General features: G+C 54.9%; 17 protein-coding genes. 7 read left to right on the top strand and 10 right to left on the bottom strand.

Features of this window, described 5'->3' with window-relative positions:
* Nucleotides 1-17: 17 nt before the first annotated feature.
* The 3 genes from L0664_RS14875 to L0664_RS14865 form a co-directional block, all read right to left on the bottom strand.
* The gene (locus tag L0664_RS14875) at nucleotides 18-248 is read right to left on the bottom strand and encodes a PqqD family protein (RefSeq protein ID WP_235226685.1); all 231 of its coding nucleotides are present in this window, start codon (nucleotides 246-248) and stop codon (nucleotides 18-20) included.
* A 231-nt stretch (nucleotides 249-479) separates the two neighbouring features.
* On the bottom strand, nucleotides 480-1,376 hold the full coding sequence (locus tag L0664_RS14870) for a hypothetical protein (protein WP_235226684.1): 897 nt from the start codon (nucleotides 1,374-1,376) through the stop codon (nucleotides 480-482).
* A gap of 14 nt (nucleotides 1,377-1,390) precedes the next feature.
* On the bottom strand, nucleotides 1,391-2,494 hold the full coding sequence (locus L0664_RS14865) for a 50S ribosomal protein L11 methyltransferase (protein ID WP_235226683.1): 1,104 nt from the start codon (nucleotides 2,492-2,494) through the stop codon (nucleotides 1,391-1,393).
* Between the two features lie 466 nt (nucleotides 2,495-2,960).
* On the opposite strand from L0664_RS14865, the gene L0664_RS14860 reads away from it, so the two are divergent.
* Nucleotides 2,961-3,833, top strand: coding sequence for a hypothetical protein (locus tag L0664_RS14860; RefSeq protein ID WP_235226682.1), 873 nt, complete (start codon nucleotides 2,961-2,963; stop codon nucleotides 3,831-3,833).
* A 153-nt stretch (nucleotides 3,834-3,986) separates the two neighbouring features.
* Here the strand turns inward: L0664_RS14860 and L0664_RS14855 are convergent, their stop codons facing one another.
* Nucleotides 3,987-4,697, bottom strand: a complete 711-nt coding sequence (locus L0664_RS14855; protein ID WP_235226681.1) for a GntR family transcriptional regulator — start codon at nucleotides 4,695-4,697, stop codon at nucleotides 3,987-3,989.
* A gap of 235 nt (nucleotides 4,698-4,932) precedes the next feature.
* On the opposite strand from L0664_RS14855, the gene L0664_RS14850 reads away from it, so the two are divergent.
* Genes L0664_RS14850 through L0664_RS14830 form a run of 5 tightly spaced genes read left to right on the top strand, consistent with a single transcriptional unit; the run spans nucleotide 4,933 to nucleotide 9,644 of the window.
* Nucleotides 4,933-5,913 (top strand): ABC transporter ATP-binding protein, encoded by a 981-nt coding sequence (locus L0664_RS14850; RefSeq protein WP_235226680.1) that lies wholly within the window; start codon nucleotides 4,933-4,935, stop codon nucleotides 5,911-5,913.
* Between the two features lie 52 nt (nucleotides 5,914-5,965).
* Nucleotides 5,966-7,252, top strand: coding sequence for an ABC transporter substrate-binding protein (locus L0664_RS14845; protein WP_235226679.1), 1,287 nt, complete (start codon nucleotides 5,966-5,968; stop codon nucleotides 7,250-7,252).
* 58 nt (nucleotides 7,253-7,310) lie between these two features.
* The gene (locus L0664_RS14840) at nucleotides 7,311-8,174 is read left to right on the top strand and encodes an ABC transporter permease (RefSeq protein ID WP_235226678.1); all 864 of its coding nucleotides are present in this window, start codon (nucleotides 7,311-7,313) and stop codon (nucleotides 8,172-8,174) included.
* 1 nt (nucleotide 8,175) lies between these two features.
* Nucleotides 8,176-9,015 (top strand): ABC transporter permease, encoded by an 840-nt coding sequence (locus L0664_RS14835; protein WP_235226677.1) that lies wholly within the window; start codon nucleotides 8,176-8,178, stop codon nucleotides 9,013-9,015.
* Entirely contained in the window at nucleotides 9,012-9,644 is a 633-nt protein-coding gene (locus tag L0664_RS14830; protein ID WP_235226676.1) for an aspartate/glutamate racemase family protein, read from the top strand. Before L0664_RS14835 ends, L0664_RS14830 begins: the two co-directional genes overlap by 4 nt.
* Before the next feature lie 89 nt (nucleotides 9,645-9,733).
* On the opposite strand, the gene cynS is transcribed toward L0664_RS14830, so the two are convergent.
* The 5 genes from cynS to L0664_RS14805 are packed head-to-tail and all read right to left on the bottom strand — an operon-like array spanning nucleotide 9,734 to nucleotide 13,833.
* Entirely contained in the window at nucleotides 9,734-10,204 is a 471-nt protein-coding gene (gene cynS, locus L0664_RS14825; RefSeq protein WP_235226675.1) for a cyanase, read from the bottom strand.
* 1 nt (nucleotide 10,205) lies between these two features.
* Entirely contained in the window at nucleotides 10,206-10,685 is a 480-nt protein-coding gene (locus L0664_RS14820; RefSeq protein ID WP_418888035.1) for a nuclear transport factor 2 family protein, read from the bottom strand.
* Between the two features lie 5 nt (nucleotides 10,686-10,690).
* Nucleotides 10,691-11,596 (bottom strand): ABC transporter ATP-binding protein, encoded by a 906-nt coding sequence (locus tag L0664_RS14815; RefSeq protein ID WP_235226674.1) that lies wholly within the window; start codon nucleotides 11,594-11,596, stop codon nucleotides 10,691-10,693.
* A 9-nt stretch (nucleotides 11,597-11,605) separates the two neighbouring features.
* The gene (gene ntrB, locus L0664_RS14810; protein WP_235226673.1) at nucleotides 11,606-12,442 is read right to left on the bottom strand and encodes a nitrate ABC transporter permease; all 837 of its coding nucleotides are present in this window, start codon (nucleotides 12,440-12,442) and stop codon (nucleotides 11,606-11,608) included.
* A complete protein-coding gene (locus tag L0664_RS14805) occupies nucleotides 12,442-13,833 on the bottom strand; it encodes a CmpA/NrtA family ABC transporter substrate-binding protein (protein ID WP_235226672.1) in 1,392 nt (463 codons plus the stop codon). The genes ntrB and L0664_RS14805 overlap by 1 nt, the downstream gene beginning before the upstream one ends.
* Nucleotides 13,834-14,023: 190 nt before the next feature.
* Between L0664_RS14805 and L0664_RS14800 the strand changes: the two genes are divergently transcribed.
* Nucleotides 14,024-15,868 carry a sigma-54 interaction domain-containing protein gene (locus L0664_RS14800; protein WP_235226671.1) on the top strand — a complete coding sequence of 615 codons (1,845 nt, stop codon included), beginning with the start codon at nucleotides 14,024-14,026 and terminating at the stop codon, nucleotides 15,866-15,868.
* Nucleotides 15,869-15,996: 128 nt separating this feature from the next.
* Here the strand turns inward: L0664_RS14800 and L0664_RS14795 are convergent, their stop codons facing one another.
* Entirely contained in the window at nucleotides 15,997-16,893 is an 897-nt protein-coding gene (locus L0664_RS14795) for an ABC transporter permease (RefSeq protein WP_235226670.1), read from the bottom strand.

The raw sequence follows: 16,893 nt of genomic DNA, 5'->3' as shown, positions 1-16,893 counted from the left end.
CAAACAAAACGTCCATTTTATCCACTCACTTCGTGGACCAATTTTTTGTCCGCCATATCGCGCAAAAACTGGCTGATCTCGGGTTCCAATTGGGCAGCTTTGTCGGAACTAAACGACGTGCGCACGCTTTCAATCAGGGCGCCAACGGTTTGCTGTGTTTCCAATTGCGCCCAGATGTGCGCCCCAACCTCATTGATCGCGAAATACGATCCTTGGTTGACGTCCATCATCACCGCTTCACCATCCATGTCAGCAACGATCAGATTAGGGTTTCGCTGTAAAAGAGTCTCGGGTTTCAAATTTATGTCCTCCGGTAAAAGGTTGGGGTCGGAAATGTGCGGGCGGTCGCTGCTATGAAATCATCCCATTGCAGCGTGGTAATCCGCGAGTCTCGAAATGCTGCCCAATTTGTCGCCCAGATCACGCGGATTGCCAATCGCCAATATGGTCAGCGGAAAAACCGCGCGGTTAGACCCGGCTCAATCGCCAGTTGCGTCTGCAATCAAAACATCCAGCAACTCGTCCAGCTTAAAACCAGCCATGGGGCGACGAACTGTTTTCACAACAACACGTTGAGACAAAGCAGCTATTTTCTGAAAATGGTCCACTGAAAGGCCAAGCCCGTCAATAAATGGCAATCGGTATGTGTTTGTCTGCAACGCTGTGAAGATGTCCAAGCCGGTCAATGCTTCGCACGTCACTGTGTCTGTTTCATGGGGGGCCAGCACATAAATCCGTTTGACCGGCGTATTATCTGCGCAAAACGCATCCTCCATGGGGACCCTGAATTTCTCCATCTCGGGGCGCACACGGGACAGACCGACGGTGTCAACGCTCAAACCGTTCGCGGCCTCTTGCCAAAGCTTGATATGCGGGACACCGGGCACAAGACGTCCATGATCGTCGATGGCACAAACATCATCGCTCATCACGCGGTAACCACGGCGCATCAATCCGGCCGCCGTCGTGGATTTGCCCACACCGGACGGACCCACACAGATGATGCAATTGCCGTCCACCTCAACGCCGTTTCCATGCAGCACCAAAAAATTCCGCTGCATCAAAAGCGACCCGAGCCCCGACCCCATCAAGAACACCTGCAACGACAACGGATCAAGATTTTCGTAAGGACGATATCGCAGCGTCGTCCCGTTTTCCGCCACAAAACGCAAAACACCATCGATATCCAAGGAAATGTAATTGGGCGCGGCGATAACGGATGGCCCAATGCGGCGCGCACCCTTCGGTGGGTCAGCAAAGCTGTCGCATTGCTCTATTGTGATTGTTTCAAACGCGGCGTCCGTGCCTGTCAAAAGCTGTTCGAACGCAATGTCGCTGACAAGGTTACAGCCATAGGCGCGATAGCAATACTGCATGCTTTGGCCCTGGCTCACTCGGCGTCCATTGGTACGGCACGAAATCTGTCACACCGACGGCGCAGCTTGAAAACATCCCCGACGATCACAGACCGGTCTGCAATTGGCCAAACCCGCAATGCCCAAGACGAATAGACATCCGGCGGGTTCGTAAATTCCGTCCCATCAGGAAACGAAAACCCAATCCATTGAACAATCGCATTCGCTGATCCCGTATCGGTCACGGGAACATCAAAAGTATCGTCCTCCTTAGGATTGGCGTTCGCCCCTGTCATATCAAACCTGAGCACTTCAACCCCCTCCGTGCGCGGTTGAAAATGGGCAAGCGGCCCATGCTTAAGCACATCCGGGGTGTGCAATAGATCCATCGCTGAAAGGTCAAATTCGGATTGCGCCCCTATCGGTTCAGTGCGCGCGGGCTGATCCACCTGCGCCAACTGGCACGTCATCCAGATCGCGTCCGGCATATGCAATGCGTCATCTGTCAACAAAGCATCGCGGGCATATTCCGTGATTGGCAAAACGTGTTCGCCCAGCAGATCGTTGGAAATTATCTCGTGAAGAAAGACGTTGCACCGTTCCGGCAGCTGCGCGCCAACGCTGACTGTGGTCGCATCCGCGCAGATAACAGTCACCCGGTCCGCAAACCCGTTCCGGCGGATATTTTCACGCGCAGCCTGTGCGATAAGCGGAACAATTTCGATTGTATAGACATGCCGTGCGCCAGCGCGGGCCGCCATCATCGCAAGAATGCCGGACCCCGTACCAACCTCAAGAACGATGCTCTCGGGTGTGATACAAGCACGCAGCGCTTTGTCGTAAGCTGCATTGCGCCTCTCGTCGCGTGCAATCGCCCAATGCCATCTGGGAACTGTGGCCATAATCGCCGGCGATGTAACGGCCGTGATCCAAGGATCATGCGGCGTAAGGGAACGGGCCAACGCCGCCACCGAAGCCGCGTCTTGTGGGCCCAGCTTATCGCCCAATTTCGCGACCAGATCAGCAATCAATTCGGGCGCTTTTTCACGATCAATTAGTGCATCAATAAAAGGATCAGCCGGGGTTTTGATTTGATCCCGTTCATACCAACTTTTCAGCCCGATTTTATTGGTTACCATACATTTTCCACTGCTAAAGCACGGCCTTCGGGCATGCTGCGCGGATACTAGGATGCTTTCATTTAAGAAGCCAACACGTCTTTTCATTTTACAAATTTAGCACTGATCGACCCAAATCAAACGCCGGTGCCATAAAATGCCCACTGAAATTCTTGGCCTAATTCTTGTGTGCAGATAGGCGCGGCAGCAATGATCATGAAGAGGCAAGCACGGCGCTATGATCGAGGCTCGCCTAGCGGGGCACGCTACCAGTTCAGGCAAATGCGCAAATGATCGTTATTGAGGGTTTCAGACACCACCCCCAAATAAATTCCTAAATCAGTCTTTGCATGCAACCATTGTGTGAGCGCCCTGCCAGGTTTGGCGAAAAGCAAAATTTAGCATAATAGTTGGACGCATAAGGGGAGTAATCTTGATAAAGAGCACGACGCGTGTCGTTTTTGAAATTCTCGCAAGGGCCTGTGTTTTGCTCGCCTTTTCGGAATTTTTCTTTTTCAACGAAGGGTCAGTCCGACACTTTCTTGAGGCACCCGGCGCGATTGGCAAGGCGCTGCACATTTCTGAACTGATTTTGTTCTACTGCTTGCCAGGATCGCTTTTGTTGGCCCTCGAACCCATGATGACGACTTGGCCGCGTACAATTCTTGCCGGAGCATTTGTAGGATGGTCCATCGAAGCGGCGATGGTTCCGGTTGCTTACGAGAACGTACCCTTCAGTTTCTTTTGGACGTCAGTGTCTTGGCATGCGTTGATTGACGTGTGTCTAGGCTGGGTCGTTCTGCGAAGAATTTTCGGCACTGGTAAAACGCTTACCAAGGTCTTTGGTGCAGTAACATTAGGGTGCCTAACGGCTTTGTGGTCGACTTGGGCATGGGCCGATTTAGCACTTGAAGCAGGGCAGTTCGCGGAAATAATTGCTGTCGGCCTCGCGCTGCAAGCTGCCGGATATCTTTTGTCGGGCAGATCGGCGAAACAACCGGTTTTGGGACGGACCGGCTTTTGGTTCGCAATTGGGATAAATCTGGCGTGTTGGGCCCTTTGGGCAGCGATATTCCTACCCGTTTCGATAGGCTTGCTTGTCTTGGCAACACTTAACGGTCTGTTGTTGATGGGCGCATCTGCTGGCGAAAGCATACAAACATCAAACAAACTGGGCCTACATGGGCTTTTGCCCCTCCTGTTGGCTCTCCCCGGCGGGGTCCTTGGATATTGGATGATTAAGATAACCGGTTACAGCAATGAGATCGGAGAGCTTGCGGTCCTTCTCGTCGCCTTTGGGGGCATATTGATCTACGCAATTGCAGCAATCAGCGCACTTCGGGATCGGGTCCGTAAATAAACCGGCTTATTCGCTGCGGTTGCGCGAATGGCGGCCTAAAATTTCCGATCATTGCTGCCATTGGTCAAACTTGATTCGAGACTGAGCCACACAGACGCAGGCGTCACTTCAGCTTGTTTTAGAGCTGAGTGGGACGGAAATCCCGCCCCGGCTTCAGCGCTTTTTCTCTCCCATGAGCATGGATCTCAAATCCTGCTCAACGACAGGCAATTCGTTGAGATTGAGCGCGGAATGGAGGTCGACAAGGTGGCTTTGCATCAATTCTTCCGCGCGCACGCCATCGTTGTCGCCGATCGCCTTAATCAGGGCATGGTGCGCCTGGCTTTCACATAAGGCATTTTCGCGTCGCCAATACAGCGCGATGATCAGGGAAGACCGCGCAATCAAGACATTTATGATATCCGCAATGGTCTGTTGTTGCGCAATCCGGGCGATTTCAATGTGAAATTGGCCCGACAGCGACAAGGCACGTCCACGATCTCCGGCATCCATTGCGGCATGTTCTTGGGTGACGTGGTCGTTCAGCAACGCAATATCGTCCGGTGTGGCATGCCGCGCGGCACTTCTGGCCGTACGCGGTTCTAACAATTCGCGGGCCTCAAAGACCTCGTGGGCCTCGGTCAGGCTTGGCTGAGCCACATAGGCCCCGCGGTTGCGTTTGATTTCGATGATCTGCTGATGCGCAAGAGACTGGAGCGCAGTGCGCACGATGGTGCGTGACACCCCATAAATGTCCGACAGTTCGTCTTCGCCCAACTTGGTGCCAGGGGCCAAACGGTGTTCGTGAATGGCTTGCGACAAAGCGCCAGAAATTGTGTTGGCGCTCGCAGTGGCCGAGACAGATTTAGGTTTGGTCAGCGTCATTGCGGTCTCCTGTAGGTTGAGATGCCAGAGCGATATTCGATACACAAGCCAATTTAGATTCCCGACGAACGACAACCAGGATTGTATACAATATTGTGCGCAATTATTGAGCGACCTGCGATCTGTGCGCACAAAATGTATGCTGAAGCGTCTAAAGGCGAACCGGCGATCCTGAAATCCATTGTCTCATATCAGCCTGAACGCGCTGCTGTTCTTAACCTGACATGGGACCAGTATGAGCAACCAAGATCTAGAATTGGTATCAGTAACCAAGCGCTACGGCGCTACAGTTGCCGTGGACGCCATTAACTATCGTTTCAAATCTGACAGCTACACCTGCCTGCTCGGCCCGTCCGGCTGTGGAAAATCTTCGACCCTACGCATGATTGCGGGCCACGAAAGTATCAGCGACGGTTCGATCGTGCTGGACGGTCGCGATATATCGCACCTGCCCCCTGCGCAGCGCGGGACGGCAATGATGTTCCAGAACTACGCCCTTTTCCCGCATCTAAGCGTCCTCGACAACGTCGCGTTCAGCCTCAAGATGAAGGGAACGGATACGGCCAAACGTCACGCCGAAGCGCGTGAAATGCTGGCACTGGTTGACCTAACGGACCTTGCGGACCGTTTGCCGGATCAACTCTCGGGTGGGCAACAGCAACGTGTCGCCCTTGCGCGCGCCTTGATCACCCGCCCGCAGGTTTTGCTGCTGGACGAACCGCTCTCGGCCCTCGATCCGTTCTTGCGCATCCGCATGCGATGTGAGTTGCGCAAGCTGCAAAAAGAGCTGGGGATCAGCTTTATCCACGTGACCCATGGGCAGGACGAAGCGCTGGCTTTGGCAGACGAAATTATCGTCATGAACAATGCAGTGATCGAACAGTCAGGGCCTGCCCGCGACGTTTTCAATGCGCCGCAAACCAAATTCGTCGCGCAGTTTATGGGTGGTCATAACGTCGTTGCGTTACCCGATGGCCATTTCGCAATTCGCGCAGATGCCGTGTCTGTCACCGCCCCAACCCAAGGCGCTGTCGAAGGCAGTGTGACAGCTGTCGAATACCAGGGCACCCATGTGTCTGTGTCCGCAAGGATCACCGGCGATCAAGAGGTGCTGGCCCTCATCCCCGACACAACCTTCTTTGCCAACCCGTACAACCCCGGCGACCGGATCGGGCTGCACTGGGACGCCTCCAATCAACACAAACTGATCGCATGAACTGCGGCGCATTCATTTCCAACAACGACTCGTCTGACAAGGAGACTGAAAAATGACTAAATTCACACAACGAAATGGCCTCAGCCGCCGTACTATGCTGAAAGGCGCTGCCTCGACTGCAATTGCGGCGGGGGCCACGACGCTTGGCGCCCCCATGGTGTGGGCGCAAAACATCAAAGACGTCACGTTGCGCCAGTTCGGCACAGGGGTGTCCAACCTCAATGACGTGGCCAACAAGGTTCAAGAAGACCTCGGCTTTACCTTGGAAATGACCGCGCTTGATACAGATAGCGTAACCCAACGTGCGGCCACCCAGCCCAACAGCTTTGACATTGCCGACATCGAATACTTCATCTGCAAAAAGGTCTGGGCAGCTGGCAACCTACAAGCGATGGACACCACGAAAATCGATAACTACGACAAGATCGCAGGCACCTTCCGCAGCGGTCTGCTGACACCTGAAAGCACCATTGCACAGGGTACGGCACCACACACTGTTGGTTTTACATCCGGTCCAAACGGCACGGATTTCGTAGGCGAGGAATCCGGTTGGATGACCCTGATCCCAACCATCTACAACGCTGACACTTTGGGTATTCGTCCCGACCTGATCGGGCGTCCGATCACCAATTGGTCCGAACTGTTGAACCCGGAATTCAAGGGCAAGGCTTCCATCCTCGATATTTCTTCCATCGGGATCATGGATATGGCGATGGTTGTGGAATCGATGGGTGAATACACCTACCCCGACAAAGGCAACATGACCAAAGAAGAGATCGATCTGACGATTGGTATCTTCACAGAAGCAAAGAAGAACGGTCAGTTCCGCGCGTTCTGGAAGTCGTTTGATGAAAGCGTCAACCTGATGGCGTCGGGCGAAGTTGTGATCCAGTCGATGTGGTCGCCTGCCATCACGGCCGTCAAATCCCAAGGCATTCCATGCGTCTACCAGCCGCTCGAAGAAGGGTATCGTTCATGGGGCGGTGGCCTTGGTATTTCGGCTGCGCTGTCGGGTATCGAGCTGGATGCTGCCTACGAATACATCAACTGGTATCTGTCCGGTTGGGTCGGTGGCTATCTGATGCGTCAGGGCTATTACTCTGCCGTTCCAGAAACATCCAAAGCGTTCATGTCCGCGGACGAATGGGGCTTCTGGTACGAAGGCAAAGCCGCCGAGGGCGATATCCTGTCCCCTACTGGTGACACGCTGGCCGGTGCTGGTGAGGTCCGCGATGGTGGGTCGTTCCTTGATCGGATGGGATCAGTTGTATGCTGGAACTCTGTCATGGACGAGAACCAATACATGGTCCGCAAGTGGAACGAATTTATCGCCGCTTAAATCAAGACCGGGTGCGCCGCAACATGGCGCACCCAACCCAAAATTATAAGAAATCCCAATGAAAAAGCTTCGTGCCAATCCAGCACTATCCAGCCTGCTTATGGTATCGCCATTGGCGGCCGTTTTACTTATTTTCCTGGTGCTTCCGATCGTTCTGATCGTCACCGTGAGCTTCTGGCGGGCAACTGAATTTTCGATCATTCCCGCGTTTGAGTTGGACAACTACGCCTTCTTGTTCGGCTCTCCCGTGACCTACACGGTCTTTTTCAATACCTTCAAATACGCGCTGATCACGTGGGCCTGCACGCTGTTGATCGGGTTCACTGTCGCTTATTATCTGGCGTTTCATATCCGCACCCTGACATGGCAGATCGCACTATTCCTGCTCTGCACGATCCCGTTTTGGACCAGCAACATCATCCGTATGATTTCGTGGATCCCGTTTTTGGGGCGCAACGGGATCGCCAATTCAACCCTGATGTCTTGGGGCGTGATTGACGAACCGATTGAATGGCTGCTGTTTTCAGATTTCGCAGTCATCCTTGCCTTCGTGCACCTTTACACGCTGTTCATGGTCGTTCCGATTTTCAACACGATGATGCGAATCGACAAATCCCTCATCGAAGCCGCACGCGACGCGGGTGCCAATGGGGCGCAAATCCTGTGGAATGTGATCATCCCGCTGACCAAGCCGGGGATCATGATCGGGACCATCTTTGTGGTCACGCTTGTCATGGGGGATTTCATAACGGTGCGGTTCATGTCCGGATCGCAATCGGCCAATGTCGGGCGCCTGATCTCGAACGACATCGCCTTGCTACAATATCCCAGCGCCTCGGCCACCGCGATCATTTTGCTGCTGACAGTGCTGATGACTATCGCCATTCTCTTGCGCTTCGTCGACATCAGAAAGGAGCTTTAGGATGGAATCCCGCCCGCGGTCTTTCTACATCCTCAGCGCCTTCTTCGCGCTGTTCATCCTGTTCCTTTACGGGCCGACCATCACCATCGGCATCCTGTCCTTCCAAGGCGAGGGCGGCGGGCTGACCTTCCCCATGCGTGGTGTGTCACTGTATTGGTTCTACGATCTGTTCGAACAACAGGCGGTGGGCGACATTTGGGGCAGCTTCCGGCGCAGCTTTGTGCTTGGGCTGATGGTCATGATTGTCACGGTTGTTGTGTCGGTCATGGGCGGCCTCGCGTTTCGTCGCAAATTTCTCGGATCAAATATCCTGTTCTATCTGATCATCACGTCATTGGTGATCCCGTCGATCCTCATTTCGCTTGGCGTCGGGTTGCTGTTCTCCCAGTCAGGTCTAAACGTTCATTGGTCAACATCCGGCTTCGGCTCACAACTGACATGGACGCTGCCCTTCGGCCTTTTGATCATGTTCGCCGTCTTCAACCGGTTTGACAAAAGCTACGAAGAAGCCGCCCGCGATCTTGGTGCGACCCCTTGGCAAACCCTGCGCCACGTGGTGCTGCCGATCATCGCGCCGTCGCTCATTGGCGTGGCATTGTTCGGCTTCACACTCAGCTATGATGAATTTGCGCGGACCCTTTTAACGTCGGGCAGCTACAACACGCTTCCTCTCGAAATTTACGGCATGACAACCAATGTAACCTCCCCCGTTCTGTATGCATTGGGGACGCTGACAACCGTCTTTTCCCTCATCATCATCGGCGCGTTTCTGTGCATCGCGTTGATCGCCAACCGCCGCCGCGCCCGGCAAGCATCCGATGCCGGAAAGGGTGAGATATGATCGTCATAATCAACCCCAACTCAACTGTATCGATGACGGACGCGATGGTTCAAACAGCCCGAAAAGCGGTGCCCGGCCTAAACGTTGTCGGATGGACATCTACTATGGGTCCGCCTGCTATTCAGGGTGCGCAGGACGGGGATGCGGCAATCCCGCCCCTTTTGGAACTGGTGAAAATGGCAGATGACGAGGGTGCTACGGCGGTCATCATCGGCTGTTTTGATGACACTGGACTTTACGCAGCACGTGAACTCGCATCCTGTCCCGTCATCGGCATCGGGCAAGCCGCCTACCACGTGGCATCGCTCTTTGGGCACCGTTTTTCTGTTGTCACAACATTGGACGTTTCAGTTCCGGTTCTTGCTGCAAATATCAGCAGCTACGGCCTGAACAAGAACCTTGGGTGCATCCGGGCAAGCGGCGTACCGGTCCTTGCCCTCGAAGACGATCGCGAAAATGCGACCCGCCAGGTCAAGGCAGAAATCCGAACGGCATTGCGCGAAGATGACATCGACAGCATTGTTCTGGGGTGCGCCGGTATGGTGCACATCGTCGACGACAGTGATGATGTACCCATAAAACTGATCGACGGGGTTCATGCTGCGGTGCATTTGGCATCTATGTTTTGATGCGTATTTGCCCAATTCAACTAGCGATCTCAGATGTAATTGAAACCGAGGTCATGAGGGCCGCTGGCAAAGGCGGCCCCACTGAAATCTTACCAGCTGTTGTAGCCCAAGAACTTGCCTGACATCTCAACCTTCACGCGGTCTCCTTTTGGGTTTTCGACCCGCGTGACCGACATGTCGAAATCAATCGCAGACATGATCCCATCTCCGAATTTCTCCTGGATGATCGCCTTAAGCGTTGGGCCGTAGACACCCACGATTTCATAAAAACGATAGATGCAGGGGTCTGTGGGCACCGCCTGTTCCCAGATCTTTGTCGGGCTTTCCGCCAGCACGCTTTCTGCCTCTTGTGGTAGGCCCATCGCCGTCACCATCAACGCGGCTTTGTCGGCCGGAAAAGCGTTCATGCCCATGGCGGCGGAATGGGTCCAGATCGGGGACATATCGATTTTCTCGGCAATCTCTTCCCATGTCATCCCGGCCTGTTTCTTGGCCGATAGGATCATGGCGGTGACATCTTCCTTTGTCATCATCTCAGTCATTGTAATTGTGTCCTTCATTTCACAGTCCTAATTCAGTTAATCCCGGGTGATCATCGGGCCGGGGCGTGCCTTGGGGCCACTGGAACAGACGTTCGGCGGCGGTGATCGACACATCGTTGATCGAGGCGTGACGCACGGCCATGTAGCCAAACGCATCGAATTCCCAGTTTTCATTGCCATGCGCGCGGAACCATTCGCCCGCCACGTCGTGCCATTCGTAACAAAAACGCACGGCAATTCGGTTTTCACTATGCGCCCAGATTTCTTTAATCAGGCGATAGCCTGTCTCAGCAGCCCATTTGCGGGTCAGGAAATCCTCCACCTCGGCCCGCCCGTTCAAAAATTCCGACCGGTTGCGCCAGCGGGTGTCAGGCGTATAGGCCAGCGCCACTTTGGCCGGATCGCGGCTGTTCCATGCATCCTCGGCCATGCGGACTTTCTTGACGGCCTGCGCGTAGGTGAACGGCGGCAAAGGGGCGTGCGGGGTTGGTTCGATCACGGTCCTTATCCTTCCACAGCGCGCAGCACGGACGCAGGCTCGGGGTCGTCGCCCTCGGCCATATCAGTAAGATCAATCCGCACATCCACGGGGCGATTGTTGGCACCCGACGTCTGGTCTGACAGATCAGCCGATCGCTGACCAAGAAACTGCACCAAATGATTGCGGATCGCGTAGTAGTTCGGGTGTTCGACAATTTGAGTGCGGTTGCGCGGGCGCGGGATTGTGATCTCCACGCTTTCGGCCACCTGCGCCATCGGTCCGTTGGTCATCAACAAGATGCGGTCCGCCAACAAGATCGCCTCGTCGATATCATGGGTGATCATAAATACGGTCTGGTCGGTGTCGCTCCAGACCTTGATCAGCTCATCCTGAATGGTGCCGCGGGTCAGCGCATCCAGCGCGCCAAAAGGTTCATCCAGCAACAGCAGCTTTGGTTCATTGGCAAAGGCACGCGCGATGGATACGCGCTGGCGCATGCCCCCCGACAACTGGCTGGGTTTGCGGTGGATCGCATCGCCCGTCAGACCAACCTTGGCCAGAAAAGCTGTTGAATGCTCGATCACCTTAACCTTAGTCCACTGCGGAAACCGCGCCGCGACCCCGAACGTCACGTTCTTCAACGCCGTCAGCCATGGCAACAGCGAATAGTTTTGAAACACCACGCCGCGATCAAGACTGGGGCCGGACACCTCAAAACCATCCATTTTCACTACCCCGCTTGTGGGATCGGACAGGCCCGCAAGGATATTCATGATCGTCGACTTGCCACAGCCCGAATGGCCAAGGATGCAAACAAATTCGCCCTTTTCGACGCCAAAGCTGGCGTTTTCGAACACGGTGAATTCTCCGCCTTTTCCGTCCGGGTAGCGTTGTGTCAGTTGTTCGATGCTCAAAAAAGACTTGGCCACGCGGCGCTCCTATTCGGTGTAGGCGACGGCGCGTTGCAGCAGGCCGAACATAGAGTCCAGCAGCATGCCAACAACGCCGATCATGAGGATTGAAAAGATCACCGAGGTGAGGTCGAGGTTGTTCCACTCGTTCCAAACATAATAGCCAATGCCGGTCCCCCCCACGAGCATCTCTGCGGCGACAATAACCAGCCAGGCGATCCCGATTGAGATGCGCATCCCCGTCACAATCGTGGGGGCAGCTGCGGGCAGAATAACCGTAAAGGCGGTCTTGAAGGCACCCAGTTCATGAGTACGCGCGACATTGACCCAGTCTTCGCGAACCCCGGCCACGCCAAAGGCGGTGTTGATCAGCATCGGCCAGATCGAGCAGATAAAGATCACGAAAATCGCGCTCGCCTCGCTGTCTTGGATAATAAACAGCGCCAATGGCATCCACGCGAGTGGCGAAATAGGGCGCAGCACCTGAATGAAGGGATTAAGCGCCTTATAGGCCACCGAGGACATGCCGATCAGAAACCCAAGTGGGATGGCGATCAGGGCCGCCAGAAAATATCCCGTCAGGACACGGTAGATCGAATAGCCGATCTGGATGCCGATGCCTTTGTCGTTAGGTCCTGCATCATAAAACGGGTTCGACAATTCCTGCCATGCCTTCACGGCGACTTCGCTAGGGGGGGGCACGCCTGCCTTTGCCGTGCCCGCACCCGTCAGCAGCTCGTATTCGGTCAGCTCACCTGTGTTGATCGCCTGTGCGGAAATCGACATTTCCCACACAAGCAAGCCAACAATCAGCAAAGCAATCGACCAAATTGCGGCCCGTTTGTTTTCTGACAAAAGGTCCATCAGTCGCCTGCTTTAATCGCAAAGCTGTCAACATAAGCCTCAGGCTGATCCGGGTCGAAGGTTTTGCCCATGATCGTGTGCGAGCGGTAGTTTTCCGTCGGCGCCTCATAGCCCAGATCGGTCATGACCTTGCGCGCATCGGTGGCCAGATAGACCTGCTCTGCGATGCCTTTGTAGTCCACCTCGCCTTCGATATAGCCCCAGCGCTTCATCTGCGTCAGGATCCAGACCCCCATGGATTGCCACGGGAACGGATCAAAATCGATCCGGTCGGGCACGCGCTGCACCTCGCCCAATCCATCCGCGTAGGTGCCGGTCAGCACTTGTTCAATGACTGTGACCGGTTGGTTCAAGTAGTTCGTCGGTGCGATGGCCTCAGAGATTTCCTTACGGTTCTCAGGGTTCGACGCGTACTGCGTCGCATCAATGATCGACTTGAGCAACGCGCCGTAGGTGTTTGGCAATTCGGTCGCAAAAGACAACGGCGCAGCAAAAGCACAGCATGGATGACCTTCCCAGATTTCTTTTGTCAGGATGTGAATGAAGCCGATGCCCTCATAGACCGCCCGTTGGTTGAACGGATCAGGTGACAGGTAGCCATCAAGGTTACCGGCCCGCAGGTTGGCGACCATCTCTGGCGGGGGAACCACACGGATTTGGATATCCACGTCAGGGTCCAGCCCGAATTCAGCCACGTAATAGCGCAGCAAAAAGTTGTGCATGGAATATTCAAACGGCACACCAAAGGTGAAACCTTTCCATTGGCTTGGGTCACGCTTGTCGAGGTGTTCATTGGACAGAACAATCGCCTGCCCGTTGATGTTTTCAACCGCAGGCATGATGTAGGGTTCAGCAACTGACCCTGCCCCCATGGTCATCGCCAAAGGCATCGGCGTCAGCATGTGGCTGGCGTCATATTCGCCTGACAGCGACTTATCACGGGCCACGGCCCAGCCTGCTGTCTTAATGACCTGCGCATTCAAACCGTAGCGATCGTAAAAGCCCAAAGGCTGCGCCATAATGATCGGCGTGGCACAGGTGATCGGCACAAAGCCAATGTTCAAATCGGTTTTCTCGGGCGGGCCAAGATCATCCAGAATGTTGGCCACTGCCTGTTTCACCGGAAAGACCGACGCCAGTGCGGCCGCAAACGACGTACCGCCAAGCATGCCCATAAAGGACCGCCGCGCGATGTCGTTCTGGCCAAACATCGAACGGACAACTGCGCTTTCGACCGCCCGTTCCATCATCTGTTCAGACGACATGGCCGCCGGTTCGGTGTGGTCATGGTCGTGCCCATGTCCAGTCAGACAGCTGTCACACCCGCAATCTGCACCGTGTCTAAGATCGGTCTTATCGGAATATGGATTTCCGAGGCTCTTAATTGTCATGTCCGTCTCCTGTCATTGGTTAAGAATATGCTTCCACGCGATGCCGCGGTGCAGAAGACCTTCTGCCGAATGCCTTCAAAGCGGGACGGAGTTGAATTTATTGATTAATTTCTGGGCGATGGTTACGAAATTTCGTAAGTTACGGGATTTCGTAATTTGTTAAGCCCTTTCGGTACTCCATCCTGTGCCCATGCTTGATGAAACCGAATCCGCACATCTGATTGCCCATCACCCGATGCCAACCATCATGGTCGACACCCGTACCGACAGCGTCGTCGCGGCCAATGACACGGCGCGTGCCCTGCTGGGGGACTCTATGCTGTCTGCGCCCCTGTCCAGCCAGATGGAAAATGGCTTTGCAGCCGCTGCCGTGTTTTTCGATGCGGTTGCACATTTCGGAACCTACGTGGACCGCTGCCTGTCGTTTACCAACGCAAACGGCCTTAATTTGCGCCTTCAGACCTATGGTGCGCAACTCAAGCCAGGCTTGGTGCTGCTCAGCTTCCTCGACCTCGATGAGCATGACCGCCGCAACCAGCAAGCGGAACGCGAGGCGCACCAAAACGCAGGGCTTTCCCAGTGGCAAAACATCTATGGCTTCTTTCGTGAAGTCGAAGCCCAGAACCACCTGATCCTCGAGGCCGCAGGCGAAGGCATCTACGGCATCAACGCCCAAGGGCAGGCCACGTTTGTGAATCGCGCGGCGCAGGAAATGTTGGGCTGGTCATCGGACGACCTGATCGGGCGCGAGTTACATTCAATCATCCACCACAAACATCTGAACGGGGACCAGTTCCCAGCCCATGAATGCCCCATCTACAAATCCTTTCGGCGCGACCAGACCATGCGCGTGGAAGATGATGTGTTCTGGCGCAAGGACGGCAAACCGATCCTCGTGGAATATGTCTCAACCCCGATTTACGACCACGATGTACTGGCTGGGGCTGTGGTGATTTTTCGCGACGTGACAGAACGCAAGGAAAACGAACGCAAGCTGCGCGATGCCTTGGCGCAGGTCGAAGACCTGAAGGTGAAGCTGCAACAAGAAAACGAATACCTGCTTACCGAAATCCGCTCGGCGCGGTCGCACACCGGCGTGGTCGGTGTTTCACCCGCAATAAAATCGCTGAACGCCCAAATCGATTTGGCGGCGCGTAGTGGTGCCCATGTGCTGGTCTCTGGTCCGTCGGGGTCGGGTAAAAGCATGACGGCCTCAGCGATCCACGAAGCAAGCGACCGTCACCATCGCCCCCTTGTGCGCATCAATTGCGATCAAACGAAATCCGCAGAACTAGAGGCTGAACTTTTCGGCTATCGCCGTGGCGCCTTTGCGGGGGCGACACGGGATGTGACCGGAAAATTGCTGATGGCCCATCATGGCACCCTGCATCTGGACGAGGTCGCGGCCCTACCGGCCAAGGTACAAGCCAGCCTGCATGACGTCCTGCAAACCGGCCACTTCCGGCGCTTGGGTGACAGCAGCGATATCCCTGTGGCCGCCAAGGTCATCGCAACCACCAACTTTGACCTGCTGGCAGAGGTGCGGGCCGGACGGTTCCGGCAGGACCTTTATTTTGCCCTGAACGTTTTGCCGATCATGAATGAACCCCTCAGGAACCGGCTCGAAGATATCCCCTATCTTGCGCGGCACTTTCTCAACCGTACGATGCGGCGTCTACGCCTAGCAAAGATGACCCTGACCAAAGCCAATATCGAAACGCTGCAATCCTACGACTGGCCCGGAAATGTGCGGGAATTGGAAAACGTCATTGAACGCACAGCAATTCTCGCACGAGGGGGCAGGCTGCGGTTCGACATCGAAAGCGGTCAGGCCGATACGACAGCTGAACCAAACCGCGTCATGACCCAAAAAGAATTGCGCCAGCTGGAAATCAAGAACTTCGAAAACGCCCTGCGCCGCACAAAGGGTAAGATTTCCGGCAAATCCGGCACCGCAGCAATCTTGGGCATTGCGCCCACAACCGCCTATTCAAAAGCCAAATCGCTTGGCATCCAAACGGACCAATTCTCCTAGGCTGGAATTAAGGGTTCCAATTCAGTTGTACCCCTCAACGTGAACGGCCGGGATTACAGGACGTTCTAAGGACGTGCTTGATGCGTAAAAATGCATCCCACGAGGGTGCGGCGTAGGTTCTGACCAGGTCAGGACGGGGACATGCCGCGCAGGCGTTCGGATCGGCGGCGCAGAATTTCCAACGTAAACAGCAGCAGAATCGAAATGCCGATCAGGATCGTGGCGACCGCGAGGATCGTCGGGCTGATCTGTTCGCGCAATCCCGTGAACATTTGCCATGGCAGGGTCTTTTGGCCCGCCGATCCGACAAATAACACCACCACGACCTCGTCAAACGAGGTGATAAAGGCGAACAACCCACCCGATACAACACCCGGCAAGATCAGCGGCATTTGTACTCGAAAGAACGTGGTCACGGGGCCGGCCCCCATATTCGCCGCCGCGCGTGTCAGGGAGTTATCAAACCCGACAAGCGTTGCAGTCACCGTGATGATGACAAACGGGATACCCAGCGCCGCATGCGCAAGAACGACGCCCAGATAGGTGCCCGTCAGCGTAAAGGGCAATTCGATTTTTCCATAAAACGGGATCGGAATGTAGGGGTTGGAATAGAAGAAATACATCCCGGTGGCAGAGATGATGAGGGGCACAATCATCGGCGAAATCAGAATCGCCATGATGGCACGGCGAAACGGGACGTGGCTTTGTGATAGGCCGATCGCAGCCAAAGTGCCAAGACTGACAGAAATCAGGGTCGCCACAGGCGCGATCTTTAGCGAATTGCGCACAGCCAGCTGCCAGTCCGAATTGCTGAAGAAATCTTCGTAGTGTTTCGTCGAAAACCCGTCCGGGTTCAGAGAAAGCATTTCAGGCGTGAACGTAAAGAAGTCCTGGGCGTTAAACGACAACGGGATGATCACGATGATCGGAGCGATCAGAAAGAAAAAGATCAAACCGCATAGGGTACGCAACCCATAATATCGCAGTGTTTGTGCCTTGGTGGCATAAGGTGGCAATCCGGACAT

Origin of the sequence: Octadecabacter dasysiphoniae (assembly GCF_021532615.1) — a bacterium.
GTDB lineage: Bacteria > Pseudomonadota > Alphaproteobacteria > Rhodobacterales > Rhodobacteraceae > Octadecabacter > Octadecabacter dasysiphoniae.
The sequence above is the reverse complement of the archived record's forward strand: the minus strand, read 5'-3'. Positions and strand labels throughout refer to the sequence as shown.